At 39.8% G+C, this 25822-nt stretch carries 23 protein-coding genes and 7 pseudogenes; 20 read left to right on the top strand and 10 right to left on the bottom strand.

Going from position 1 to position 25822, the window contains the following annotated elements; genetic code table 11:
- Positions 1-25: 25 nt before the first annotated feature.
- The 3 genes and pseudogenes from B3473_RS02700 to B3473_RS02695 form a co-directional block, all read left to right on the top strand.
- Positions 26-2056, top strand: a pseudogene (locus tag B3473_RS02700) (phage tail tip lysozyme); the annotation flags it as partial.
- Between the two features lie 121 nt (positions 2057-2177).
- Positions 2178-2300 (top strand): ATP-binding protein, encoded by a 123-nt coding sequence (locus B3473_RS07355; RefSeq protein ID WP_154454338.1) that lies wholly within the window; start codon positions 2178-2180, stop codon positions 2298-2300.
- A 109-nt stretch (positions 2301-2409) separates the two neighbouring features.
- Complete coding sequence (locus B3473_RS02695; protein WP_154454337.1) at positions 2410-3030, top strand: PepSY domain-containing protein; 621 nt, start codon at positions 2410-2412, stop codon at positions 3028-3030.
- A gap of 238 nt (positions 3031-3268) precedes the next feature.
- Here B3473_RS02695 and B3473_RS02690 read toward each other — a convergent pair whose 3' ends face one another.
- Positions 3269-3967: a YfhO family protein gene (locus tag B3473_RS02690; RefSeq protein ID WP_269725836.1), complete on the bottom strand. Its 699-nt coding sequence runs from the start codon at positions 3965-3967 to the stop codon at positions 3269-3271.
- Positions 3968-3988: 21 nt separating this feature from the next.
- On the opposite strand from B3473_RS02690, the gene B3473_RS02685 reads away from it, so the two are divergent.
- The 15 genes and pseudogenes from B3473_RS02685 to B3473_RS02615 all read left to right on the top strand — a co-directional run bounded on the left by B3473_RS02685 (position 3989) and on the right by B3473_RS02615 (position 19023).
- Positions 3989-4213, top strand: a complete 225-nt coding sequence (locus B3473_RS02685; RefSeq protein ID WP_154454335.1) for a transposase — start codon at positions 3989-3991, stop codon at positions 4211-4213.
- A gap of 160 nt (positions 4214-4373) precedes the next feature.
- Positions 4374-4745, top strand: a complete 372-nt coding sequence (locus tag B3473_RS02680; protein ID WP_373875649.1) for a transposase — start codon at positions 4374-4376, stop codon at positions 4743-4745.
- 160 nt (positions 4746-4905) lie between these two features.
- Positions 4906-5544, top strand: coding sequence for a peptidylprolyl isomerase (locus B3473_RS02675; RefSeq protein WP_154454354.1), 639 nt, complete (start codon positions 4906-4908; stop codon positions 5542-5544).
- A gap of 40 nt (positions 5545-5584) precedes the next feature.
- Positions 5585-6583: a DNA primase gene (locus B3473_RS02670; RefSeq protein WP_373875648.1), complete on the top strand. Its 999-nt coding sequence runs from the start codon at positions 5585-5587 to the stop codon at positions 6581-6583.
- Positions 6584-6720: 137 nt separating this feature from the next.
- Positions 6721-6924 (top strand): annotated as a pseudogene (locus B3473_RS02665) (integrase); the annotation flags it as partial.
- Between the two features lie 90 nt (positions 6925-7014).
- Positions 7015-7869 (top strand): ribosome biogenesis GTPase YlqF, encoded by an 855-nt coding sequence (gene ylqF, locus B3473_RS02660; protein ID WP_154454333.1) that lies wholly within the window; start codon positions 7015-7017, stop codon positions 7867-7869.
- A complete protein-coding gene (locus tag B3473_RS02655; protein ID WP_154454332.1) occupies positions 7856-8629 on the top strand; it encodes a ribonuclease HII in 774 nt (257 codons plus the stop codon). Before ylqF ends, B3473_RS02655 begins: the two co-directional genes overlap by 14 nt.
- A gap of 81 nt (positions 8630-8710) precedes the next feature.
- Positions 8711-9553: pseudogene (gene dprA / locus B3473_RS02650) on the top strand (DNA-processing protein DprA).
- 132 nt (positions 9554-9685) lie between these two features.
- Positions 9686-11818: a type I DNA topoisomerase gene (gene topA / locus B3473_RS02645; RefSeq protein ID WP_154454330.1), complete on the top strand. Its 2133-nt coding sequence runs from the start codon at positions 9686-9688 to the stop codon at positions 11816-11818.
- Between the two features lie 206 nt (positions 11819-12024).
- On the top strand, positions 12025-13362 hold the full coding sequence (gene trmFO / locus B3473_RS02640; protein ID WP_240892610.1) for a methylenetetrahydrofolate--tRNA-(uracil(54)-C(5))-methyltransferase (FADH(2)-oxidizing) TrmFO: 1338 nt from the start codon (positions 12025-12027) through the stop codon (positions 13360-13362).
- A 22-nt stretch (positions 13363-13384) separates the two neighbouring features.
- Positions 13385-14209 (top strand): sugar phosphate isomerase/epimerase family protein, encoded by an 825-nt coding sequence (locus tag B3473_RS02635; RefSeq protein WP_235281101.1) that lies wholly within the window; start codon positions 13385-13387, stop codon positions 14207-14209.
- A 419-nt stretch (positions 14210-14628) separates the two neighbouring features.
- Positions 14629-15381, top strand: a complete 753-nt coding sequence (locus B3473_RS02630; protein WP_269725839.1) for an ABC transporter ATP-binding protein — start codon at positions 14629-14631, stop codon at positions 15379-15381.
- A 1-nt stretch (position 15382) separates the two neighbouring features.
- Positions 15383-17353 (top strand): FtsX-like permease family protein, encoded by a 1971-nt coding sequence (locus B3473_RS02625; protein WP_293651155.1) that lies wholly within the window; start codon positions 15383-15385, stop codon positions 17351-17353.
- 63 nt (positions 17354-17416) lie between these two features.
- Positions 17417-18079, top strand: coding sequence for a response regulator transcription factor (locus B3473_RS02620; protein ID WP_154454326.1), 663 nt, complete (start codon positions 17417-17419; stop codon positions 18077-18079).
- Positions 18076-19023 (top strand): annotated as a pseudogene (locus B3473_RS02615) (sensor histidine kinase). The gene B3473_RS02620 and the pseudogene B3473_RS02615 overlap by 4 nt, the downstream one beginning before the upstream one ends.
- 34 nt (positions 19024-19057) lie before the next feature.
- Here B3473_RS02615 and xerS read toward each other — a convergent pair.
- The 4 genes from xerS to B3473_RS02595 all read right to left on the bottom strand — a co-directional run bounded on the left by xerS (position 19058) and on the right by B3473_RS02595 (position 21400).
- Entirely contained in the window at positions 19058-20128 is a 1071-nt protein-coding gene (gene xerS, locus B3473_RS02610) for a tyrosine recombinase XerS (RefSeq protein WP_154454325.1), read from the bottom strand.
- 478 nt (positions 20129-20606) lie between these two features.
- On the bottom strand, positions 20607-20915 hold the full coding sequence (locus tag B3473_RS02605) for an ATP-binding cassette domain-containing protein (protein WP_293651154.1): 309 nt from the start codon (positions 20913-20915) through the stop codon (positions 20607-20609).
- Positions 20916-20937: 22 nt separating this feature from the next.
- On the bottom strand, positions 20938-21111 hold the full coding sequence (locus B3473_RS02600) for a hypothetical protein (protein WP_004231642.1): 174 nt from the start codon (positions 21109-21111) through the stop codon (positions 20938-20940).
- 142 nt (positions 21112-21253) lie between these two features.
- The gene (locus B3473_RS02595; RefSeq protein WP_235281037.1) at positions 21254-21400 is read right to left on the bottom strand and encodes an energy-coupling factor transporter transmembrane protein EcfT; all 147 of its coding nucleotides are present in this window, start codon (positions 21398-21400) and stop codon (positions 21254-21256) included.
- 62 nt (positions 21401-21462) lie between these two features.
- Between B3473_RS02595 and B3473_RS02590 the strand changes: the two genes are divergently transcribed.
- Together B3473_RS02590 and B3473_RS02585 are read left to right on the top strand one after the other, a co-directional pair.
- Positions 21463-21600, top strand: coding sequence for a helix-turn-helix domain-containing protein (locus B3473_RS02590; protein WP_154454324.1), 138 nt, complete (start codon positions 21463-21465; stop codon positions 21598-21600).
- A 324-nt stretch (positions 21601-21924) separates the two neighbouring features.
- Positions 21925-22590, top strand: coding sequence for a hypothetical protein (locus B3473_RS02585; RefSeq protein WP_167829251.1), 666 nt, complete (start codon positions 21925-21927; stop codon positions 22588-22590).
- A 103-nt stretch (positions 22591-22693) separates the two neighbouring features.
- Here B3473_RS02585 and B3473_RS02580 read toward each other — a convergent pair whose 3' ends face one another.
- The 5 genes and pseudogenes from B3473_RS02580 to B3473_RS02565 all read right to left on the bottom strand — a co-directional run.
- Positions 22694-23530: a VanW family protein gene (locus tag B3473_RS02580; RefSeq protein WP_020916717.1), complete on the bottom strand. Its 837-nt coding sequence runs from the start codon at positions 23528-23530 to the stop codon at positions 22694-22696.
- Positions 23531-23534: 4 nt separating this feature from the next.
- A complete protein-coding gene (locus tag B3473_RS02575) occupies positions 23535-24077 on the bottom strand; it encodes a YqeG family HAD IIIA-type phosphatase (RefSeq protein ID WP_020916716.1) in 543 nt (180 codons plus the stop codon).
- Between the two features lie 251 nt (positions 24078-24328).
- A pseudogene (locus tag B3473_RS07350) lies at positions 24329-24550 on the bottom strand (DUF3307 domain-containing protein); the annotation flags it as partial.
- 123 nt (positions 24551-24673) lie between these two features.
- A pseudogene (locus tag B3473_RS07345) lies at positions 24674-24811 on the bottom strand (hypothetical protein); the annotation flags it as partial.
- A 15-nt stretch (positions 24812-24826) separates the two neighbouring features.
- A pseudogene (locus B3473_RS02565) lies at positions 24827-25822 on the bottom strand (signal recognition particle protein); the annotation flags it as partial.

Raw genomic sequence — 25822 nt, 5'->3', positions numbered from 1 at the left:
TAGTTTAGTGTAACCTATTCAAAGGTTCACCCGACAGAAGCCCTTAAAATCAAGAAGACGTTACCAGACCTTTCTCAAACAAGCTAGAAAACAGAGTGTGTCAGGAATAACAAAGGTTATTCAAGCGATTAAAAATAGCCTGACCTTCTTTTCATCGATTGCCCTTAATCCTATGACTTGGGTCGTGTCAGGCCTTTTGTTTTTCTTGCTTTTGATGATGAGTTTTGTTATAGGAATTTCAGGAACCACTCTCATTCAACAGGATGAGAGTGAACTGACAAAAGCCTATACGCACATGACGTGGGAAGATGCGGAAAACACCCGGACCAACACCACTGGCATTACCTACTACACTAAGATTGATGACGTCATGGGCTTTATGAATCTCAAGTATCAAGATTATGCTTTAGAAGAAATTATGGAAGAAGAGGATAAAACCTATCAAGCCTATTTGAGTCAACTTTGGCAGGACTTAAACGGTGGGGATTCTTTAAAATCCATGCTTGAGTTAAGTAAAGAACCTGCCTATAAGCTTTCTGATGACGATAGAGAAGACTTAAAGAAATTAAGTGAGGAAGGCACCTACCTTGTCCTCCAAGAATTGGATAATCCATTTCAAGATCAGACTGAAGACGATGCGCTTACCATGACAGTCCGCTATGGCTATGAGGTGATTGATGACAAGCCAACGCTTCATCATCATATCATTCTAGAAGCTAAAGAAAATCAAGTGATTGTGGCTCCCATGGATGGTAAGGTTTCCCTAGATGGTGAGAACATTATCCTCACGTCAGGTAAGGGACTGAATAAAGCTCAGCTGACCCTATTTAATAGTCATAGTGGTCGAGTGAGCGATGGCCAAAAAGTTCAAGCAGGAGAAGTGATTGGTCAAACCAAGGATGGTACTGGTCTAAAAGTGACTTATCAAAAGGTTGACGATGATTCAGAGAAACTGGTTTACGTCAATCCGGCCTTTTACTTTCCTAAAGTCATTCAACTCCAAACGACCATTCTACCTACCATTGGACAATTCGGAGGCGATGAATTTGCGAGAGCCAAAGCTATCTATGAGTATTTGAAAAGCCAAGGAGCGACCAATCAAGCCATTGCGGCTATTTTAGGAAACTGGTCAGTAGAATCCTCTATCAATCCCAAACGAGCTGAAGGTGATTACTTATCGCCTCCTGTTGGGGCAACGGATAGTTCTTGGGACGACGAGGGATGGTTGTCTCTAAATGGTCCAGCTATCTATAATGGCAGGTACCCCAATATTCTAAGACGTGGCTTAGGCTTAGGGCAGTGGACAGATACAGCAGATGGATCACGCAGACATACCTTATTATTAGAGTATGCCAAACGAAAAAAGCAGAAGTGGTATGACTTAGGCTTACAACTGGATTTCATGCTCAATGGGGACAATCCTTACTATACCAACTGGTTAAAAGACTTTTTCAAAAATTCAGGTAGCCCAGCCAGTCTTGCCCAACTCTTTCTCATTTATTGGGAGGGAAATAGTGGTGACAAACTCCTAGAACGTCAAATGAGAGCAATGGAGTGGTATTACCAAATTGAGAAAGGCTTTAGCCAACCAAATGGTGGAACCGCCCAGAGTGATCCAAAAGCGCTGGAAGCGGTTCGAGGTGACCTTTATGACAACTCCGTTCCAGGTGGAGGTGACGGTATGGGCTATGCCTATGGGCAATGTACGTGGGGAGTTGCCGCTCGTATCAACCAATTGGGCTTGAAACTCAAAGGCCGAAACGGTGAGAAAATCCCAATTATCAGTACCATGGGGAATGGTCAAGATTGGGTGGCAACAGCAGCACGTCTTGGTGGAGATACAGGTAAGCTACCGAAAGCGGGAGCGATTATTTCCTTTGCGGGAGGAGGTCATGGATCGCCAACAGAATACGGTCATGTCGCCTTTGTCGAGAAAGTTTACCCAGATGGTTCTTTCCTCATCTCAGAGACCAATGTTAATGGTAATCCTAACTATACATTCCGTAAATTATCAGGAGTCGATAGTACAATTAGCTTTGCTTATACAACGAAATAAATTTTTTGGAAGAATACATCTTTAGATAAATCTTTATATGATGTTTTAATTGACATTAGGAAGTAGTTAGGTTATACTATATGTGTAGATAACAAGAGTATTTACTAAGCGTTAAGCATTATTGGTCGGTCAGTTTGGAATTGGCCTATCACTTGCTAAAGATGTGATAACAAGGCATGGCGGGACAATTGCAGTAAACTCTGACGTTGAGAAAACTAGCTTTACGCTAACTTTGCCTCACTAATTGCCACAAATTTGCCACAGAATCACACCAAAAAAACCAAGATTTTTTATCTTGGTTTTTATATGCTTGTAGCATAAAGAAAAATAAAAAACTAAAAGAGGTAATTCTTATGACAATTTCAAAAAAATGGCTTATCCGTCTTGGTATTGGAGGACTTGCTGGTGCTTTATTGATTTGTGGAGGAGTTTTCGCCTTCCAACAAAGTCGCTATAAACTTTCAGAAGACGAAGCCAAATCCATAGCTATCAAAAATGCTGGAGTCCGTATGGCAGATGCGACCTTTGTTCGTGTGGAAAAGGATACTGATGACTGGCAAGCGACTTATGACATTGAATTTTACACTAAGGACGGAGATTTTGATTACGTGATTGATGCTGAAACAGGAAGTATCTTAGAGCGTGACAATGACCTTTTCGAAGTGACCACACAAGCGGCAGCAACCACTACACAAGCCCAAGAAAATTCTGGACAAAATCAAACAACTACTGCACCTGCTGCCTCTCCTTCAGGAGGCATTTCACAAGATGAAGCTAAAAATAAAGCTCTAGCAGATGCAGGATTAGAAGAAAAAAACGTGGCACAATTATTTGTTCAAATGGATATGGACAATGGTATCACTTACTATGAAGTTGACTTCAACGATCCAGCAACCAATATGGACTATGACTACACCATTGATGCCGAGACAGGCGAAATCGTCGAGCGCAGTCAAGAACCAATGTTGGATTAAACTCTGACACAAATCAGACAACTGTCTGGTTTGTATTTTTTATTGCTTTATACAATCGGCTGGCTAGATTAGTTATTGGTTTGGAGTCATAGTTGGCATCAAAACGCTAATACTCAGCCGTTCTCATAAGATATTACTGTGATTCAAAGTGTAAGTAATTTGAACCATTCTATGACTGGTTATCTATACTTAGTTGGAGTAAAAATGAGACTGGATTCTTTTCCAGTCTCATGTGCGATTAGTTGGTTGCGTTTGTATCACCTTGTTTTTTAAACTTTAGGGTGATAAGAACGACAGCAATACCAGTTCCTAGTGAGATGAAAGTACCTAGCCAGAAACCATCTGGAGTAAAGGTCATTTCTACTTTATGTTTTCCTTTGGTTATCGGGAATGAAAGTAAACTTCCCCACACTTCTTTAGTGCTTACCTCTTTGCCATCAACCTTAACTTTCCAACCAGGATTATATGGAATCGAAGTAATCATGACGGTACTGTCATCAGTAATATTAGTCTTTGCTTTGATAAAAGTATTACCCCAGCTAGTTACATTCAACCCTTGTTTTCGTCTTGCTTCAAGAACTTTTGCGATATCATCATCAGCCGCGCGAACATACTCGAGTTTTGCTAAACTCTTATCAGCCGCTTCTTGATGGGCTTCGTTAACGTAGAAATCAAACGAGAGTTTGAGGTCCTCATCTTTTTGACGACTAGCAATGTTCCAGAGCTGGGTCTCGTCATAAGATTGCGTATAGCGATACCACCTATCATTGAGCTGAATTCCGATTACGCCCTTAGATTTTCTTAGACTATACGGAGCTTGGAGATAGTAGGTATTATCTGTCTGCAACTTCGTTTTGAATTCTAGTCTTGCTGGTTGTTTTTGATCAGCTACCGTATATATAGTTTTACCATTTGCATCTTTAGAACCTGTATTCACAAAAAAAGTTAAACTAAAGATATGACAAGAAAAGCATATGATACTGATTTAACCGACCAAGAATGGGCTAAACTTGAACCTTATTTCTCCAAACACCGCACCTATAAATGGTCTAAGCGAGAACTCGTAAACGCAACCTTGTATATCACTAAGACAGGGTGCCAATGGCGCATGCTCCCTCATGATTTTCCTCCTTACCCAACTGTCTGGAGTTTCTTTCGTCGAGCCAAGGAGAGCGGCCTGTAGGACACCATTTTGATAGAACTGGTTAAAAAAAGCGACTAAATGCTAGTAGAGCAGCCACTCCGACCTATGCTATCATTGATTCTCAAAGCGTGAAAACAGTAGATGCTGCAGAGGAACGTGGGATTGATGGTGGTAAAAAAGTCAAAGGGAGGAAGCGCACATCGTTGTTGATACCATGGTCAATCTTCTTGATGTGGTGGTTCATGCAGCTAATTTGCACGATACAAAATCAGGCATTTTAGTGGCTCGCAAAGTGATGGTACAATTCCCAACCATCAAGGCTTTTTCAGCCGATGCTGGCTATCGGAAAAGTTTTGAGGAGATGATAATTGAGGAGTTTGGTTGCCCAGTAGATATTTCTGAAAAAATAAAGGGCAGCTGGCAAATTATCCCCAAACGTTGGGTTGTTGAACGAACCTTTTCTTGGTTGAACCACTCTCGAAGATTAGCTAAGGATGTGGAAAAATCTGTATTGTCAGAGGTTGCTTTTATCAAGATATCTCACATTAGTCGTCTTTTAAGGGCTCTATAATTTTGTGAATACAGGTTCTTAGAAAAGTTGTTAGAAGTCGGATGGAATGACGTAATGGGATTACCTAAGCTAGGTAGTCCTTTTCTTTATTGTGATAACTTTTCCAAGTCCATCTTGTTATCATGGTGCTATCTTATGGAAAAAGGAGATAGCACTAGTGATGTTAAATAAAATGAAGGCTCGGCTATTGATTGGTTTAGGAGGTATAGCTGTGACTAGCTTTATGGTGATGATGGGTTACACCATTGGTTCTCAGTCTGTCACCAATCACACGCAGAAACAAATCCAATCTGAGGCTCAAAAATTACTGACCAAAGAGAAAGAAAAAGAGGAGGCAAGTGTCCTCTCTGATGAGTTAGTCAAGGAATTTCTCACCCAATACTATACTAAGGAAATGCTGGGCGAGAATAACAACCGTATTAAACCCTATATGACAGATTCTGCCCTTAAGGAAGAAGTAGCTCGTCAAGAAGATTCCATCAACCAAGTCTATAAAGACTATATGTTGGATTATCGCTTTGAGTCTGCCAATATCTATGTCAATACAGAAGAAAATGAAGCTTTTGCGGAAGTGTCTTATCAGGTTGTTTACGTGTCAGATGTCAGTGATAAGGCTCAGAAAAGCACACAGATAGAAACAAGAACTCTTAAACTATCTTATGCCAAAATGTCAGATAAACTCCTTGTCAATCAGGTAACCATTTGGAATGGGAAGCTAGAGGACTTGAAAGAGTCTTCTGATGGATCTGACTCAAGCATTCCAAAGATTCAAGGCACTACTACAAGTGAGACCAACTAGCAGGAGTTCATCTTCTGCTTTTTTTTGATAAGGAGATGAGATGACAAGAATTGAAAGAATGAAACAAAAGGCGATTTTAGACGTAGCAGAAAGTCTAGGTTATTCTTTTAAACGACTATCAGGGCAAGTCTATGAACATCCAGAACACGATTCCTTTCGGATTTTTGCGGACACCAATACCTTTAAATGGTTTTCACGTGACGTACAGGGAGATGTGATTGATTTTGTTCAGTTAATGACGGGAGTGTCTTTTAAAAAAGCCCTGTCTTACCTTGAAACTGGAGACTTTGAACAAACTAAGATCGTCGAAGAGACTTACCAACCCTTTCGTTATTATCTAAGAGAAGAACCATTTGACCAAGCACGGATATACCTGAATGACATTCGTGGTCTAAGTGATGATACTATCAATGCTTTTGGCAGACAAGGTCTATTAGCACAGGCTCATTACCAGACAAAGACCTTTCAGGAATCAGTTCTTGTCTTTAAGAGTTACAATCATCTTGGCCAACTAGAGGGGGCAAGTCTTCAAGGGCTTGTCAAAAATGATCAGAGACATAATCGAGGTTACCTAAAGAAAATCATGAAAGACTCTCATGGATATGTGGGAATGAGTTTTGACATAGGAAAACCGAAACGCCTTATCTTTTGTGAATCGGTGATTGATATGATGAGCTATTATCAACTCCATCAGAAGCAGTTATCAGATGTGCGTTTGGTTTCTATGGAAGGTATAAAACTCTCTGTGATTGCGTATCAGTCCTTACGATTAGCAGCTGAGGAACAAGGCAAACTTGAGTTTTTAGATACTGTCAAACCAAGTCGATTAACGCATTACCTTCAAGCGATACAAGAGACGACTACCTTCTTTCAGACGCACCCAGGCTTATTAACCTTGGCTGTTGATAATGATGAAGCAGGGAGAGATTTTTGTCAGAAATTATCTGAGAAAGGACTTCCCATTGAAACAGACTTAGTCTTTATTAATTTGGAAGGTTTTGAAGAGTTTTTAAGATGGAAGCAGAGGGCGGTAAAATAAAGAGAATCATGATATAATATAAAATGGTTATATTTCTATGATTGATTTTTCTTTTCAAGTTTAAGGAAACGAAAATGTACTATAGAACAAAAACAAATTCAAAAGGAGTTACTCGATACGAAGTTGTAGATAAATATAATCTTGATTCAAAAATAATTGAATTTTCTTTAGATGATTTTAGAGACAAACTTGGTCTAAAATCAACTTATACACCTAGGCATATAACTGCAAATATAATTCCTAAGCTAAAGAAAGATTTATCAAAATATTACAAGTCATTTGATATTTCTTATTTAAGAGAAGGAAAACAAAAGATTGTTGGTTATAGGTTAACTTGGTGAATACAAAATCTTGGTGCCTGTTTGGTGCCTAATAAAAAACAGGCAGGTTTTTCAAACGAAAAACCTTGCTACGAAAGGATTTATAAACTCATGGCTACGATTCAATGGTTTCCTGGGCATATGTCCAAGGCACGCCGACAAGTTCAGGAAAATCTAAAACACGTTGATTTTGTCACGATTTTAGTAGATGCCCGCCTCCCTCTCTCAAGTCAAAATCCTATGTTGACGAAAATTGTCGGAGATAAACCCAAACTCATGATTTTAAATAAGGCCGATTTGGCTGACAGTAACCGCACCAAAGAATGGCGTCAGTATTTTGAAAGTCAGGGCATTAAGACCTTGGCCGTGAATTCTAAGGAGCAAGCAACTGTCAAATTGGTCACCGATGCTGCCAAATCTTTGATGGCTGATAAATTGGCTAAATTGCGTGAGCGCGGTATTCAAAAAGAAACGCTCCGCACCATGATTATCGGTATTCCAAACGCAGGAAAATCAACCCTCATGAACCGTTTGGCAGGTAAAAAAATTGCCGTTGTAGGCAATAAACCTGGGGTTACAAAAGGGCAACAGTGGCTCAAATCAAATAAAGACTTGGAAATTCTTGATACACCAGGTATTTTATGGCCAAAATTTGAAGACGAAGTTGTTGGCTTAAAATTAGCTCTGACGGGTGCTATCAAAGACCAGCTCTTGCCCATGGATGAAGTGACTATTTTTGGCTTGAATTACTTTAAGGAACATTACTCTGAGCGTTTGATTGAGCGTTTCAAGGGCATTGATTTGGAAGAAGAAGCGCCTGAAATCATCATGGCCATGACGCAAAAATTAGGATTTCGTGATGATTATGACCGTTTTTACAATCTGTTTGTGAAGGATGTCCGCGAAGGCAAATTGGGGCGTTACACCTTAGATGTCGTAGGAGAAGTGACAGATGGCGACTATTAAGGACATCAAGGAAGCGCTGGCTCAGATTGACTGTCTAGACGATGACCGCTGGGACTTGTACGCATCAGATATTCGCATCGGTGTGCAAAAAGCGATTGTACAGCGCAAAAAAGCTATTCAGGCAGAGATTGACGAGGACGTTCGTCTTGAAACAATGCTGCGCTACGAAAAGGAGTTGTACCAGAAAGGTTATCAAGCTATCGCAGGCATTGATGAAGTTGGCAGAGGCCCTTTAGCAGGACCTGTTGTCACTGCTTGCGTGATTTTGCCTAAAGATTGTAAAATCAGACACCTCAACGATTCCAAAAAAATTCCCAAAAAACACCACGAGGAGATTTACGAAGAGGTCCTTGCGCGTGCTTTGGGAGTGGGGATCGGCATCGTGGACAATGACACCATTGACCGCGTCAATATTTACGAGGCGACAAAACTTGGTATGTTGCAAGCAATTGAGCAGATGAAAGGCGAGGTAACAAAGCCTGATTACTTGCTTATTGATGCGATGCAGTTAGACACACCTATTCCCCAACTATCCCTGATCAAGGGCGATGCCAATTCCCTTTCTATTGCAGCAGCTTCGATTGTGGCAAAGGTTACGCGTGATCGTATGATGGCTGAATACGCAAAAGAATACCCAGGTTACGCCTTTGATAAAAACGTTGGCTATAGTACTAAAGACCACCTAGCAGGCCTAAAACAATACGGTGTCACCCCTATTCATCGCAAAAGCTTTGAGCCTATCAAATCCATGCTCTCTTAAAATGACTAACCATCTTGTTTTTTAAGGCAAGGTGGTATTTTTTGCCCTCTTTATCGAACTAATAAGATAGTGAGGTGACACATGAATCATTTTGAATTGTTTAAATTAAAAAAAGCAGGCTTAACCAATCTGAATATCTTAGCGATTTTGGAGTATCACGAAAAGCAGAAGAAATCCCTGTCCTTAAGGGATATGGCTGTTGTCTCAAAGTGCCGCAATCCTGTCTTGTTTATTGAGAATTACAAGTCGCTAGATAGCAAAACCTTGCGGCAGGAGTTTAACACTTACCCAAGTCTTTCGATTTTAGACAAGGAATACCCCTTGGAGCTGAAAAATTGTTAAAATCCTCCTGTCTTGCTCTTTTATCAAGGCAATTTAGACTTGCTTCAACGTCGTAAATTAGCGGTTGTTGGCGCTAGAAATGCGTCTGCTGTGGGAACCAAGTCGGTTCAAAAGATTATCAAAGAATTGGGCAATCGTTTCGTGATTGTTAGCGGTTTGGCGCGTGGGATTGATACCAGTGCTCATGTATCTGTTTTGAAAAATGGCGGAGCGACCATTGCTGTTATCGGTTGCGGGCTGGATGTGTATTACCCTAAAGAAAATCAACAATTACAGGATTATTTAGGCAAAAATCATTTGGTTTTAAGTGAGTATGCCCCAGGAGAGAAGCCTTTGAAGTACCATTTTCCTGAGCGAAATCGCATTATCGCAGGTTTGTCCCAAGGTGTGCTTGTGGCTGAAGCCAAAGCGAGGTCGGGAAGTCTTATCACTTGTGAGAGGGCATTAGAAGAAGGTCGGGATGTCTTTGCCATACCAGGAAATATCTTGGATGGTCAATCAGACGGTTGCCACAAACTCATCAATGAAGGCGCTAAATGCGTGACTTCAGGGCAAGATATTTTGTCGGAGTATCGTGATTAAGACAAGCCTTTTTCTTACATTTTTTGCCCTGATTTTTTGAAAATGTTTCCAAAATGCGTAACTTTTATATTGACAGTTTAAAAAAAGCGGGTTATCATGATATAAGTTTATTACTAATAGGAAGTGAGCTTTATGGCAACGACTGTTTCAAAAGCATCTAAAACTGTCAAAAAAACAAAAACAAAAACGAAACGCAAAAAACCACAAAAGAATTTGGTTATTGTGGAATCTCCTGCAAAAGCCAAAACCATTGAAAAATATTTGGGGCGTAACTACAAGGTTGTCGCTTCAGTTGGTCATATCCGTGATTTGAAAAAATCAAGCATGTCCATTGATTTTGACAATAATTACGAACCGCTATACATCAATATTCGCGGGAAGGGTCCTTTGATTAATGACTTGAAAAAAGAAGCGAAAAAAGCTAAAAAAGTCTATCTCGCAAGTGACCCAGACCGTGAAGGAGAAGCGATTTCTTGGCATTTGGCCCATATTTTAAATTTGGATGAAACGGACAAAAACCGTGTGGTTTTCAACGAAATCACCAAAGATGCGGTCAAAAATGCCTTCGTTGAACCGCGACAAATTGATATGAATCTGGTTGATGCCCAACAAGCTCGCCGCGTTTTGGACCGCATTGTGGGGTACTCGATTTCGCCATTGCTTTGGAAGAAAGTCAAAAAAGGCTTGTCAGCGGGGCGCGTGCAATCGGTCGCTTTGAAACTCATCATTGACCGTGAAAATGAAATCAAGGCTTTCAAACCTGAAGAATACTGGACTATTGATGGTTTCTTCCAAAAAGGAAACAAGAAATTCCAAGCCTCTTTTTACGGTGTTGATGGCAAAAAACTAAAACTCGAAACCAACGAAGATGTGCAAAAAGTGCTCGCTTTAATCACGAGTGACACCTTTGAAGTAGCCAAAGTTGAAAAGAAAGAACGTCGCCGCAATGCGCCACTTCCTTACACCACGTCATCTCTTCAACAAGACGCTGCCAACAAAATCAATTTCCGAACTCGCAAGACCATGATGGTCGCACAGCAATTGTACGAAGGAATTAGCCTTGGTAAGAGCGGCACACAAGGTTTGATTACTTATATGCGTACGGACTCAACGCGTATTAGCCCTGTGGCTCAAAACGAAGCCGCAAACTTAATCACAGAACGTTTTGGAGCGACTTATTCGAAACATGGCAATCGTGTGAAAAATGCTTCAGGTGCTCAAGATGCCCACGAAGCTATTCGTCCGTCAAATGTGACCTTAACCCCTGAATCGATTGCACAGCATTTGGATAAGGACCAGCTAAAACTGTATACCTTGATTTGGAATCGTTTTGTGGCCAGTCAAATGACAGCAGCAATCTTTGATACCATGAAGGTGCATTTGGAGCAAAATGGTGTGCGCTTCACCGCCAACGGTAGTCAAGTGAAATTCGACGGTTATTTAGCCGTGTATAACGACTCTGACAAAAACAAAATGTTGCCAGACATGGCTGAGGGCGATAGTGTTAAAAAGGTATCAACCAACCCAGAACAACACTTTACCCAACCACCAGCTCGTTATTCGGAAGCAACCTTGATTAAAACCTTGGAAGAAAACGGTGTGGGACGTCCGTCAACCTACGCTCCAACACTTGATGTCATCCAAAGACGTTATTATGTCCGTCTGGCTGCTAAACGCTTTGAACCAACCGAATTGGGTGAGATTGTTAATGGCTTGATTGTGGAATTCTTCCCTGATATCGTGGATGTCAAATTCACGGCTGATATGGAAAGTAAGCTTGACGAGGTCGAAGAAGGTAAACAGCAGTGGCAGACCGTCATCGATGCCTTCTACAAACCGTTTGAAAAAGAATTGGCAAAAGCTGAAACCGAGATTGAAAAAATTCAAATCAAGGATGAACCTGCTGGTTTTGACTGCGAACTCTGCGGGCATCCTATGGTTATCAAACTCGGTCGCTACGGCAAATTCTACGCTTGTAGCAACTTCCCAGAATGTCATAATACCAAAGCTATTACCAAGGAAATCGGCGTGACTTGTCCGCTTTGTGGCGAAGGTCAAGTGATTGAACGCAAAACCAAACGTAACCGTATTTTCTATGGTTGTGACCGCTACCCCGACTGCGAATTCACCTCTTGGGACAAACCTGTCGGACGAACGTGTCCAAAATCAGGTGATTATCTGGTTGAGAAGAAAATCCGTGGGGGAGGCAAGCAAGTGGTCTGCAGCAATGAAGAATGCGATTACGCAGAAGAAGTCATCAAATAACCAAAAAGCTTCGCAATGAGTTTGCGAGCTTTTTTAGTGTTATATTATTTACATAATTATAATTACGTAAATAATAGTTTATTTTGGTGTTTTATGTAATTTATGATATGATAAAACATATCATAATTAGAAAGATTCAGGTGTGGGGCATTCCCCGCATTTGGAAAATGGCGGTGAGAACTGTCATTTTTGGAGGTATTAGTCTATTGTCTCAATCATCTTATATCAATGTCATTGGAGCTGGTTTGGCGGGATCTGAAGCTGCCTATCAAATTGCTAAGCGTGGCATTCCTGTCAAACTCTATGAAATGCGTGGGAAAAAAGCGACCCCACAACATAAAACCGACCAATTTGCGGAGTTGGTTTGTTCTAATTCGCTGCGCGGTGATAGCTTGACCAATGCGGTAGGACTACTCAAGGAAGAAATGCGTCGTTTGGATTCTGTTATCATGAAAGCCGCAGAAAGCACGCGTGTACCTGCAGGTGGTGCTTTGGCAGTTGACCGTGACGGCTTTTCGCAAATGGTGACTGACGAGGTCAGCAATCATCCGCTTATTGAGGTTATTCGTGAGGAAATCACGGAAATTCCTGATGATGCGATTACTGTGATTGCCAGCGGTCCGTTGACGTCTGACGCTCTTGCTGAACGTATTCATGCGTTAAATGGTGGGGATGGCTTTTATTTCTACGATGCAGCGGCGCCGATTGTCGATAAGGGTTCGATTGATATGGATAAGGTTTATCTCAAATCACGTTACGACAAAGGAGAGGCTGCTTATCTGAACTGCCCTATGACCAAAGAGGAGTTCATGGCTTTTCACGATGCTTTGGTTAATGCAGAAGAAGCACCACTCAACAGTTTTGAAAAGGAAAAATACTTTGAAGGGTGTATGCCAATTGAAGTGATGGCGAAACGCGGCATTAAAACCATGCTTTATGGCCCGATGAAACCAGTTGGCTTAGAATACCCAGAAGATTACAAAGGACCTCGAGATGGGGAATTTAAAACGCCTTATGCAGTTGTGCAGTTGCGTCAAGATAACGCTGCTGGTAGCCTGTACAATATTGTCGGTTTCCAAACGCATTTGAAATGGGGCGAACAAAAGCGAGTTTTTCGTATGATTCCTGGTCTTGAAAACGCTGATTTTGTTCGTTATGGTGTGATGCACCGCAATTCTTACATGGATTCGCCAAATCTTTTGACGGAAACTTTTGCCACACGTAAAAATCCAGACCTCTTCTTTGCTGGTCAAATGACAGGGGTAGAAGGTTACGTTGAATCAGCAGCGTCAGGTTTGGTAGCTGGTATCAATGCTGTTCGCCGTTTCAAAGGTGAAGAACCTGTGATTTTCCCACAAACCACGGCTATTGGCGCGCTACCACATTACATCACTCATGCGGAAAGCAAGCATTTCCAACCGATGAATGTCAACTTTGGTATCATTAAAGAGTTGGACGGTCCTCGTATTCGCGATAAGAAAGAACGTTACGAAAAAATTGCAGAGCGTGCTTTGACGGATTTGCAAGCTTATCTTGATGTCTAAAAGTATCTCAGGGAGGTTGCCAATGTTTCCTGTTCGATTAGGTTTGAAAGCCAGTTGTGACCCTATTCAAGTGGCGAGTCGCCTAACATACCAACCTGAAATCTTTGAGTTTTACACGTCAGAACACGATTTTACTCCTCAAGGTTTGAAAATGTTGCGCGATGCCATTGAAACTGTCAAAATGAGTGGGGTGAAGCATATTATTTTACATCAACCCATGAAATACCAAGGGCAGTTTTTGGAGTTGGTAGCTCATCCAGCCCACAAGCCAGAACTTGTTTCGTTTATTGATGAAACCACCAAGACTTTGCTGGAACTTGCTAACGCATTTGACTGTAAAGTACTGGTGCATGGCTCTTATGATTTGCGAGAAAAGGACTTGCTAGATCCCTTTGAAACCCTCAAAGACGCTCAAGATTACCTCTTTTCTCGAATAGATGCTCTTTGGCAACTGGGTGGAAATCGCATCATGTTTGAAAATGGGATTTCAAATCTCTTTTCCTTTGGCCATCCTGATTTTGACCAAGTCTTGCTGCAAAAAGGCTACCCGTTGGCTTACGATATTTCTCATGCCTTCATTTTCTTAAATCGGGATAATGTGGCCCTACAAAGGTCTTTAAGTACCCTGAAAAAGAACATCGTTCACTACCATTTGGTGGATTCTTTTGGAAAACGCCACGATAGTCTGCCGCTGGGACAAGGAAAGATAGATTGGGCAAAGCTTCTGCCACTTCTTAATAGCCGTGCTACCAGCATTTACGAGATTAATCTGGCAAATGTCACCAATCCTAAAGAGCAAGTGGCTAGTCATGCTTATTTGAAACAGTTGGTACAAGAACTGAACTAAAACGACAAACGTCTGAGATTTAGTCTCGGGCGTTTTTGATGACTTTATTCTTACATTTTTGTAAGATTTAAAGGAGAAACTGTAAGGAAGGAAAGGCTCCTTTTTCGATACAATAGACTTGTCAATAAGAGAGGAGCAATGAGATGAATCAAGCAATCAAAAGACACCTACAATTAGGAAGTCAGCTGTTTATTTGGTTGAGTATGGCAATACTAGGTTCTGCAACCTACTAGTATATCAGACCTTCCGCTTAGTCAAATAAGAATGTTAGGAGAAATAAGCCTAATGGATACCAATAGTTTAATAACCATTCTATACCTGATCACCGCAAGCGTCATCAGCTTAGGTGTGTGGTATTGGAGTGGCAGAAGAAAAATAAAACGCAAATAGTATTAAAATACCAAATAAAGGAGAAAGAGATGTTATTAGAGATTAATCACTTAGAGAAAGTTTTCCGCACTCGCTTTTCAAAAGAGGAAACGCGTGCCTTACAAGATGTTGATTTTAAGGTTGATAAAAACGAATTTATCGCCATTATGGGAGAATCAGGTTCAGGAAAAACCACCTTGTTGAACATTTTGGCGACTTTGGAAAAACCAACTAAGGGTTCTGTCATGTTAAACGGAGAGGACATTATCAAAATCAAGGAAAGTCAGTTGGCTGCTTTTCGTTTGAAGAATCTTGGCTTTGTCTTTCAAGATTTTAACTTGTTGGATACCCTTTCGGTCAAGGATAACATTTTCTTACCTTTGGTACTTGGTCGCTTGCCTTATCAAGAGATGGAGCAACGCTTGCAGCCTTTGGCAAAGAAACTACACATTGAAAGCTTGCTAGACAAACGCTCGTTTGAATTATCTGGTGGTCAAAAACAACGTGTTGCCATTGCTAGAAGTCTTATCACTAAGTCACAATTGCTTTTAGCAGATGAGCCGACTGCCGCTCTTGACTACAAAAATTCAGAAGATATTTTAAAACTGTTTGAAGAGATTAACGCAGACGGTCAGACTTTGCTGATGGTAACTCACTCTGCCAATGCGGCTAGTCATGCGAAAAGACTCCTCTTTATCAAAGATGGGCGTATTTTCCACCAAATTTACCGTGGTCACAAGACCAATCAAGAATTTGCAAAAGATATTTCGCTTACCATGAGCGCTTTACTTGGAGGTCAGTAATATGTTTTATGCAAAACTCGCTTGGTCTAATATTAAAAAGTCCATTAATGTTTTTGGACCATTCCTGCTCAGCAGTACAATTTTATTTGTCCTAAACTGCTCAACTTTGCTGATTTTGTTTAGCCCTGTTGGTGGGGGAATGCGTCATGGGGCCTCTATTCTCAGTCTCGCTTTGATTGTTTTGGCGATTTTTTCAGCCGTGATGGAAATTTACAGCTATCAATTTTTACTCAAACAACGCAGTAAGGAATTTGGTCTGTATAATATGTTGGGGATGAATCGTTGGCAGGTCAGCTGGCTATCAACCATTGAATTAGGTTTGATTTTGCTGGGAGTCATCGTGTTAGGTAGTGTCTTGTCTGCTATCTTTTCACAATTGTTCTATTTGGCTTTTGTGAATCTCCTGCATTATCATCAGATGGTCTTGACCTTATCCCTTGAAGCCTTTGTGAGTGCAATTGTTCTCTTTATCGGAATGTTTGTTCTGCTAGAAGGGGTCAATCTTTACACCATTCGTCGCACCTCACCGCTTGCCTTGTTTAAAAAGCAAGAGCAAGGGGAAAAAGAACCTCGCGGTAATGTCTTGCTGGCTATTTTGAGTGTTTTGTCTTTGGGAATTGGTTATTATTTGTCCCTATCATCCACTAAAGTAGCTGCTTTGGTTGTATTGTATCGTTTCTTTGCGGCAGTTGTGCTGGTTATCATAGGAACCTATCTCTTTTATATCAGTTTCATGACTTGGTATTTGAAACGCCGTCGTCAAAATAAGGCTTATTTTTACAAACCTGAACACTTTGTCACAACGGCACAAATGATTTTCCGTATGAAACAAAATGCCGTTGGTCTGGCTAATATCACTTTACTAGCGGTTATGGCATTTGTTACGATTGCTACAACAACGTCGCTTTATGTGAATACCCAAACGCAAGTGAACATGATGTTCCCAAAAACCACCAAGGTAGCTCTTAACGCTGACAATCAAGCAGATATGGATACCTTGATGGAAAAAGAGGTCATGGAACCCTTGCACAAACCTGCAGACCAATGGCTCACTTACCGTTCTGTTTATACGCTTTTCCCAGTTTCAGATGCCAAAGAGATTGCCATGACGCGTGAGGATGTCGAAAATCCTAACCTTATCAGCGCTGGCTATCTTTACATCGTCACACAGGATGACTTTAGAGCCTTGGGAAACAAACTCTCACACCTCAATGAAAACCAAACTGCTTTCTTTACCCAAAAAGACAACAGCCATTTGGAAAAACTGGACTTATTTGGGCAAACCTTTGACAATGTCCATAATCTCAAGGAGGTTAACTTCCCAGAAGTAGCCAATACCTACAACCCAGCTGTCTTAGTCGTCAGCAACCAAGAAGTGCTTAATAACATTGAAACAATCTTCACGAAAAATAAGGTTTTCCATCAAACATCACTTATCAGCTATGCTGATCTTTCTCAAAAAGAAATCAAGTCCTTGGCACACTTTGGCGGTGAATCAGAAGTCGTTCACGAAGATGCCAATGGAAATAGCATTTCAGCTACGGTAGAAACCAAACAGGAATACCTCGACAGTGCTTATGCCTTCACAGGTGGCTTCTTGTTCACAGGTTTCTTGCTGGGTATCAGTTTCCTAATGGGCGCAGCCTTGATTATTTACTACAAACAACGTTCAGAAGGTATTGAGGACAAGAAATCTTATAAAATCTTGCAAGAAGTTGGGATGAACAGCCAAGAAGTGAAAAAAGCCATCAATTCACAAATTTTACTGGTTTTCTTCATGCCGTTAGGACTAGCAACCCTACATTTTGCGGTGGCCTTGGTTATGTTAAAACAAATGTTGCTTATTTTCGGTGTGACAAGCTCAAGCACGATTTACATCGTGAGTGGTTCGACCATTGTCATCTTAACCCTCGTTTATTTCATGATTTACAAAATCACTAGCCAAACTTACTATAAAATCATTGATCGTTAAATAAGGTGGCCCTTGCGGCCATCTTTTATTTTGATTCATCAGAGCTTATGTTACAATAATACTATGAAACAAGGAAAGATTTACATTATTGAGGACGACGAAACCATCGTTAAATTGTTAAAACAGCACTTGAGCCAGACTTATGAGGTCTTTAGTGTGCAAAATTTTCGAGCCATTAAGCAAGAAGTTGAGGAAATTCAGCCAGATTTGATTTTGATTGATATTACCCTGCCTTATTTTAATGGTTTTTACTGGACGACAGAAATTCGCAAGACGATGACCTTGCCTATTATTTTCATTTCATCCAGCGATGATGAGATGGATACGGTCATGGCGCTCAATATGGGTGGAGATGATTTTGTGTCAAAACCCTTTTCATTGACCATTTTAGATGCTAAAATTTCTGCCTTTTTAAGACGAGCTTACCAATTCACCTCAGACACTTACCAGTTAGGGGCATTTAGCCTCTCGCGTGACGGGGTTTTGTCAAATGGCACAGAACAAATTTCCCTTTCGCCAACAGAAAATAAAATTTTATCCATTTTATTTGAACACCAAAATCAAGTGGTGACCAAGGAGGAATTGCTGGAAAAATTGTGGGAAAACGACAGCTTTATCGATCAAAACACGCTCAGCGTCAACATGGCACGCCTGCGTAAAAAAATAACACCACTAGGTTTCAATGCCATTCACACAGTCCGAGGAGTGGGGTATCTCTTAAAATGATTCGAACTTTTTTTAAAGAAAATGCCGTTTGGTACTGGAGCTATGCGTTACTGAGTGCTCTCTTTCTAATTGTTTTTGCTCTTTACCACTTGCCTATCGTCTATTTTGTGATCAGTTTTCTGCTCAATCTGACGATCCTCAGCTTTATCACCTTATGGCAGTACCAACGTTTTAAACATAAAATCAATACGTTACAACAATTTATTTATGTAAACGAATTAGATACCTTACAATTGCCGTCAGAATTAGCCTATAAAGATGTGATTATTCGTTTGTACGAGCAAAGTGCACAAGAATTGTTGGCAGAGCAGGCTAAGACTGAAGATGTGCAGAGCCTTGTCAAGATGTGGTCGCACCAAATGAAAGTTCCACTGTCTGCCCTGTCCTTGATGGCACAAACCAATCAGCTAGATGGCAAGGAAGTTCAGCAATAACTGACTCGCTTGCAGAACTATCTGGATACCTTGCTAACCTACCTCAAATTCAGCCAGAACAAGGATGATTTTCGATTTGAACGCCTGTCTGTACGCGATATCACGATTGAAAACGTTAAAAAATACCGCATTCCTTGCCTACTGAAGCAATTATCTATCGAAGTCGAAGGTGATTGGCTGCTTGCTTCTGACCGCAAATGGCTCAGCTTTGCCATTTCACAAATCCTAGACAATGCCATAAAGTATTCTAAGGAACAAGGCAAGATTAGAATTGAAATAACAGATGGTAGGATTAGCATATCAGATAATGGTATTGGAATACTAGAAGAGGACTTGCCACGTTTATTTGAGGAAGGCTTCACAGGTTTTAATGGCCATGAGAATCAAAAAGCCACTGGTTTAGGGCTTTACATGACCAAACAAATTTTAGATAGTCTGAATCTAGCCATCAGCATCACTAGCCAAGTTGATAAAGGCACTCAGGTTACTATTGCATTACCAAAAGAGTAAGAGAAAAAGTAGGGGGTTAATCCTACTTCTTTTTTTACAATTTATCCAAGGCATTTTTTTGTTCGTCGTTGACGATGTGGGTGTAGAGGTCGGTGACTTGAGTGCTGGCGTGTCCGAGTTGGTGGCTAACTAGGACTTGTGATTTTGTGGTGTCGTATAGGCGAGTCGCCAAGGTGTGTCGCAATTTATGCGGTGTGACGCGGACTTTGAAGGCTTGCGAGTATTTGGCGACCAATTTTTCCACGCTGGATGCGTCGATGCGATTTGGAACCCCACGGTATTCGGTGAGAAAGAGGGCTTGGTCTTGCTTTTCAGCCTTATAACGTGGGGTACGAATGGCAAGGTAAGCTTCCAAATAAGGTTTAGCAAAACCAGCGATATTGACTGCATCACGTTTGCCACCCTTTCGCGTCACTTCAATAATCATCATGTTAAGGTTTAAGTCCTTGACGTCTAGATTGACCGCCTCAGACAAACGAACGCCGGAGGCAAGCAGTAGGGCAATCAAGGCCAAATCGCGCTCTTTATTTTTTTGGAAAGAAGATAAGGCACGATGCGACAGCGTACTTTGATAAGTTTTGTCAATATAATCAATGAAAGCCATGGTTTCATTGCCCAAAAACAATTTGCCCTTGATGTTTTCTGCCCGAGCTGCCAAGGTTTCTTTTTTCTTTTTGGTAGCGACTTTTTTCATGACGTTGCGGTAGAAGTAGGGGTCACCATTTTCATCCTCGACCTCTTCTGTCAGGTATTTGAAAAGGCTGGAAAGCGCAGAAAGCGTACGGTTTATGGTTGTTTGTGAAACCCCTTGCTTTTTGGAATAAGTATTGAGCGACGGACGTTCACGCAGGTACAAAATAAAGGATTCCATGTCTTTTTTAGAGAGGTGTTCCAAGGTTGATAAGTCAATATCAGCCATTTTATCAGCATCTGAAATCCCAGAATCCAAAAGCCATTCAAAAAAGCGTCTGTATTCCTTGAGGTATTCATACAAGGTCGTAAAACTGTAAGGAACGGTTAATTTTGATTGATAATAATCCAAGACGTACCAAGGCATGAGCGTTTTCAGCTCGTCGATTTTTTGTAAAATGTGTTCACGTTTCATTTTTTGCTAAAAAACTCCCAAATATCTGATAACTAGAAGTATATCACAGGTCTACCTATCTTTCAAGAAAATTACAGTTTTTCGGAAAGATGTAATGGGAAATTTTAGAGACAAGTACTTTGATTAGATTTTTTAGGACTACTTGTTCTTCAACTCCCTTATTTAAAAAATCTTTTTTTCGAAAAATTTTTCTTTTTTATCTTTTTTAAGTGATAAATCAATTACACAGGAAAATCTCAATCTGAATTTTGATATTCATCATTTTTTACATAAATCCTTATTTTATCTACTTTTAGGTGATTTTCAATAAATTTTCATTATTATTTACTAATAAACAGACTTTTTGATTACTTTTTAGGAAAACTGTCATATTGTTATCTAAAAACACCTTCTATTTTATCCTTTTTGTGTTTTTTAGCCAGTGTAAACGGATACAAATATACAAACTTCACATTTTCAAATGCGGAGTTCTTTTTTATTAGACAAATTCGATGATTTTGCCTTTACAATTCTTGATTAACTCGTAATCATGAGTAACTATAATTATTATTTTTTCGTTTTGTACCATTTGCTGTAAAATATCAATCATGTTAATCATTTGTCCTCGACACAAGCCACTTTTAGGTTCATCTAAGATAATGATTGGTTTATCAGATACTTTAGCCATGGACAAAAGCAAACGCTTTTTTTCACCACCTGATAAAGTAAAAATATCACGGTCAAGCAAACTTTTTCCATCATAAGTCATATCACCAGATAACTTAGCTGTTTGAAAATAAAGAATCACTCCATTAATAACCTTTAAAAGACTACTTTTCCCGCAACCTGAACTGCCCTGTTAAAACAGAAATTTCTCCTGGTTTAAAACTAAGATTGATATCTTCTAAAATGGAATTATCATAAGTAAGTGAAAAAGTTTGAATTTTAGCATCATTTAACTCCAAATCATCAAAACTAGGATAACCAACATAAACAGCATCCAAAAATAGTCAAGTAAACTCAAACGAGGTCTTGAAATACTAGACCTTGCTTGACCAACAGCTATTCCTCTGGTCATCGCTGAAATAGACATGTCATCTGCTGTTCGGGACAAACACATCAAGAGCGGAACAAACCGGTATTCTATCATGCGTAAAGGATGATGAAAAAATGATTGGTCACTAAACCTTGTAAATACATAGCTTCTTTGATCTGCTGATAATCTTCTTTTAGCGTATAAAAAAATCGAAACATGACTGACAAAGGTATGATTAAACTATCAAGAAATTTCATTTTCTTTAAAGATGCCACTAAATCACTCATAGCTCAAAACTGCCTTTAAAACCAAATACCATATGACAATAACCGAATATATCCAACAACGTCGTATGGCACTAGCAGAGCAGCTCTTAATGACAACTCAACTTGAAATCAAAGAGGTGGCTATCGCCGTTGGCTACACTTCACATAGCCGATTTTCAAGCTTATTTTAAAAGTATGTTGGCGTTTACCCACACGATATTAAAAAACAACCTAAAAATAAAGAAAAAGGCCCATGTCACAACTGCCTCAATAAACTCTGTGACGTAAAGAAAGCCACCGAAAATGGCTCTATAATTTCTGTAGTGGGTAATTCCACTTTGGAGATTAGTAGAAAATTTATTAATCCTTAACCCAAGTTTCTCCTGATTGTAAATAAATTCTACCCATTATTTTAATTTGAAAATTGTCAGGAAATTTCCAAGAGTTATATTGATAGAAATATTACATAGTATTATAATTGATTGTGATTTATTTTGAAAGGGTATGTATTTATTGTGGAACATTCTGAATTAATTGTTATGCTGACACATAACGACCTAACGGTCTTAAATGCTGCAGAGATTTTTGATCAATGTAAAAACTCAAAAGCTCAATATTGGGGGTTTAAAGAGGAGTCACTTCCCTTAGAGGAAATGAAAAAGCTATTTAGCTACATGAAAGCTTGTGGTAAAACTACGTTTTTAGAGGTTGTCGCCTACAGTGAGGAGGAAGGCTTAGAGGGTGCAAAATTAGCGCATGAATGTTGCTGTGATATTTTGATGGGTACTATTTTCAGCGACAAAATAAACAAATTTTGCCAGGAAAATAAGATGAAGTATATGCCATTTTTAGGTAATATTACAGGACGTCCATCTGTTTTGGAAGGTTCAATCGATAGTTTCATTGATGAAGCAAATCAGTATTTGGCTAAGGGCGTATTTGGATTTGATTTATTGGGTTATCGCTATACTGGTGATGCAGAATTGCTAAACAAGACTGTTGTAGAATCAGTTGATGCACCAGTTTGTTTGGCTGGTAGCGTCGATAGTTTTGAAAAATTGGACCATATCAAAGAGATTAAACCCTGGGCTTTTACAATCGGGAGTGCCTTCTTTGAGAAGAAATTTGGCGATGATTTTGCTGAGCAAATTGATATCGTCTGTGACTATATGGCCAACTGATTATGTTTTGTTACTGCCGTAAAATGCCTTGAGTTCCCCAAGTTTTAAAAGACAAAAAGAAGACCTAATACCTTGAATTCTAGGTATTAGGTCTTCTTTTGAATTATGATCGAATCATTTCTGCAGGGATAAGTTTTGGATCAAACATAATTTGTGATTTATTATCCCAAATTAATTCTTTAGCAGTTACTTCTTCAGATTTTTTATCGATAGTTTGACGATAAATTTGTGAGCGACGATAATATTTATCGTTTTTGCGAATAACATGATGATCTTCTTCTAACAGTTCGTAACGGTTATCAAACGGTTTCTCGCTACGTAATTCTGCTTCTAGTGTCTCACCTTGGACAGACATACAGATCTGAATTGTTTGGTCAGTTGAGTTTTTGAATCGGTAATCAACATAATTATAAGCAACTGATGTCCCATTAGCAAATGGGACACGATGATCAAAGTCTGCAGCTAAGGCATCTGAGTGTGTATTTAGTTCTGTAATTTCAAGAGGGCTATGTAAAATCAGTAAATTGAGCGTATTTGCTAAGTTACAAAGTCCCCCACCTGTTTCAGCTTCTACACTATCGCCAATGATGACACGACCATCCATATAGCCTTTTTTCTCATTGATCTTGCCGACAAGATGCCAAAAAGAGAACTCCTCTCCAGGTTCCATAATAATTTTATCCATGGTTCGTGAAGCAATATCGATATTATGGGCTTTATTATATTGTAGTTCTGGGTCAATACCAGGTCCTTTTTTGATAAGGTTGGATTGGTGAACTGAGACAACATTGGGGAGTAATTGATCAGATTTTGTTGTGGCAAAAACTTTCTTTTCCCTAGCATTCTTGAGGTGGCGTTTGAAGATTTCCTTATATACCGAAATTTTATAAGTCGTTGGGCTTATTTCACTAAACAATAAATCTTTATTCCAAAATACCATATTTTTAATGCTCCCTTACCTTGGTGATAGTACCTAAGCGATTATAGTAACGCTTGCTCTTAACATATACTTTAAGAAAAAGCGATTCTAGCTTGCGCTTTTTTCCGATATTGATTTCGTGAGGGTGTCGCAAAAATTTCACTAGGATGCTTGCTATACCAACACGATTAGCTCCTAAGACATCCGTAAAAATTTGATCACCGATAAAGATAATGCATTCCTTAGGCAAGCTAAGTTGTTTAATAGCGCTTAGGTACTGGTCAGGTCTGGGCTTGTCTGCCAGTCCGATAAATCCAGTATCATTGATATTGGTCAAAAATGCTTCAATCCGCTCTGGACTATTATTTGATAAGATGAAGGTCTTAAAGCCAATAGTCTGGAGTGTTTTGAATAGGTCTTCTACCTCTGGTGTTGCTTCTTCACCATGTTGAACGAGTGTTTGATCAATATCGAAGATGATTGCCCTAAAGCCTTTATCGTATAATTTCTGATAATCGATCACAAAGACATCTTCAACATAATTGTAAGGAAATAATGCTTTCAGCATTTGGATAAATTCTTTCTAAATAGGAATATTACTCTAATAGTCTATCAGATAATATTAGAATTGTCTATATTATTTAGATGCCGTTTAAAGTAAAGAAAAGGATGTTTACCATCCATTTGTTATGCTTAGGATTCCGTTTTCTCGATTTTTAGATAAACCGATTCAGAAAGAATAGCCACTATTATTGGGAGCTTGTATAAATATGAAAAACGAGGTTGGAATACCTTTAAAGACCGACCTCATTTTGAATATTAAAAGATTAATAAAGCGTAGGTTACCAAGACACTGATCATGCTAAATAAGGATCCGATGAGGTAATATTCTGCAAAGCCTTGATTTTTGGAAATCATATCGTAACGGGCAATGGATTTTGCGGTAAAAACGAGAGCTATAGCCGCATACTGCCCGAGAATGAGAAAGATTCCGATGATGAGCCTTTCTAAATTTCCCACCATGGCGCCAGCACCTGAGATGCTGCTGGTATCTTCAAGCTCTACTTGGTAGCGTTCAAAATAGAGCTTGAAAATGATATTGATAGGCTTTGTGATGATTAAGAAAAATAAAGCTAGAATAAGCCAATTGGGATTGAGGATCAGCTGGGTTTGCTGAGGTGAGATAGCTAGATAGATTCCGATAATGGCTAGGTAATGACAGAATTGATCGACCGTAAAGAGGTAAGCTGGCCACCTACCGTTTGTAAATTTGGGGGCTAAGAAAAATTTAGCATAGTCGATTAGCGTATGAAGTTCTTACTTCTTCCCGCGTTTTTTCTTAGCTTTTTTCATTTTGTTGGCTTGGCGTTTCATGACTTGCTTCATGGCAAAGGAACCGACTTTTCCTTTGAGGCCGCCTCCCATCATTTGGCTAAGATCCATATCTCCACCAAGAGCTGAAAGGTCTGGCATACCATTTCCGCCCATCATGCCTTCAAGTGATGACATATCCATGCCATTTGGCATGTTTTTAGGAAGGTTATTTGGATTGATACCCATTTTCTTCATCATTTTTTCCATGTCACCAGACATGACACCTTGCATCATTTGTTTTGCTTGGTTGAAATCTTTGATGAATTTGTTGACATCAACAAAGCTGTTACCTGAACCAGCTGCAATACGACGACGGCGGCTAGGTGTTAGCAAATCAGGATTTTCACGTTCTTCAGGTGTCATTGATGACACGATAGCACGTTTACGAGCGACAGCTTTTTCATCGACTTTAAAGTTTTTAAGTGCAGGGTTATTAGCCATACCAGGAACCATCTTAAGAAGATCTTCCATTGGTCCCATATTTTGCACTTGGTCAAGTTGTTCGATGAAATCGTTAAAGTCAAAGGTGTTTTCACGCATTTTTTCAGCGAGTTCCATTGAACGTTTTTCATCGTATTCTTGACTTGCTTTTTCGATCAATGTGAGCAAATCACCCATGCCAAGGATACGGCTTGACATACGGTCTGGGTGGAAGGTTTCGATATCAGTGATTTTTTCACCAGTACCAGTGAATTTGATTGGTTTACCAGTGATTTCGCGGATAGAAAGTGCCGCACCACCACGTGTATCACCATCAATCTTAGTCAAGACAACCCCAGTGATATCCAATTGTTTGTTGAATTCGTCAGCGACATTAGCAGCTTCTTGACCAATCATGCTATCAACAACCAAAAGAATTTCATTTGGTTTAGCAAGAGCTTTAACATCACGAAGTTCTTGCATCAAAGCTTCATCGATTTGCAGACGACCAGCTGTATC

Origin of the sequence: Streptococcus sp. UBA632, from assembly GCF_002300045.1 — a bacterium.
In the GTDB taxonomy this organism is placed as follows: Bacteria; Bacillota; Bacilli; order Lactobacillales; family Streptococcaceae; genus Streptococcus; species Streptococcus alactolyticus.
Note: the sequence above shows the minus strand (reverse complement) of the source record. Positions and strands in the feature narration are given on the sequence as shown.

Bases quoted from the DNA above. Each gene is read 5' to 3' on its own strand.
- B3473_RS02630 (WP_269725839.1), top strand. From the start codon at position 14,629: ATGTTATTAGAGATTAATCACTTAGAGAAAGTTTTCCGCACTCGCTTT.
- xerS (WP_154454325.1), bottom strand. From the start codon at position 20,128: ATGAAACGTGAACACATTTTACAAAAAATCGACGAGCTGAAAACGCTC.
- B3473_RS02575 (WP_020916716.1), bottom strand. From the start codon at position 24,077: ATGCTGAAAGCATTATTTCCTTACAATTATGTTGAAGATGTCTTTGTG.
- topA (WP_154454330.1), top strand. From the start codon at position 9,686: ATGGCAACGACTGTTTCAAAAGCATCTAAAACTGTCAAAAAAACAAAA.
- B3473_RS02675 (WP_154454354.1), top strand. From the start codon at position 4,906: ATGTTAAATAAAATGAAGGCTCGGCTATTGATTGGTTTAGGAGGTATA.
- B3473_RS02580 (WP_020916717.1), bottom strand. From the start codon at position 23,530: ATGGTATTTTGGAATAAAGATTTATTGTTTAGTGAAATAAGCCCAACG.
- B3473_RS02625 (WP_293651155.1), top strand. From the start codon at position 15,383: ATGTTTTATGCAAAACTCGCTTGGTCTAATATTAAAAAGTCCATTAAT.
- B3473_RS02695 (WP_154454337.1), top strand. From the start codon at position 2,410: ATGACAATTTCAAAAAAATGGCTTATCCGTCTTGGTATTGGAGGACTT.
- ylqF (WP_154454333.1), top strand. From the start codon at position 7,015: ATGGCTACGATTCAATGGTTTCCTGGGCATATGTCCAAGGCACGCCGA.
- B3473_RS02590 (WP_154454324.1), top strand. From the start codon at position 21,463: ATGACAATAACCGAATATATCCAACAACGTCGTATGGCACTAGCAGAG.
- B3473_RS02620 (WP_154454326.1), top strand. From the start codon at position 17,417: ATGAAACAAGGAAAGATTTACATTATTGAGGACGACGAAACCATCGTT.
- B3473_RS02670 (WP_373875648.1), top strand. From the start codon at position 5,585: ATGACAAGAATTGAAAGAATGAAACAAAAGGCGATTTTAGACGTAGCA.
- B3473_RS02655 (WP_154454332.1), top strand. From the start codon at position 7,856: ATGGCGACTATTAAGGACATCAAGGAAGCGCTGGCTCAGATTGACTGT.
- B3473_RS02635 (WP_235281101.1), top strand. From the start codon at position 13,385: ATGTTTCCTGTTCGATTAGGTTTGAAAGCCAGTTGTGACCCTATTCAA.
- B3473_RS02685 (WP_154454335.1), top strand. From the start codon at position 3,989: ATGACAAGAAAAGCATATGATACTGATTTAACCGACCAAGAATGGGCT.
- B3473_RS02595 (WP_235281037.1), bottom strand. From the start codon at position 21,400: ATGAAATTTCTTGATAGTTTAATCATACCTTTGTCAGTCATGTTTCGA.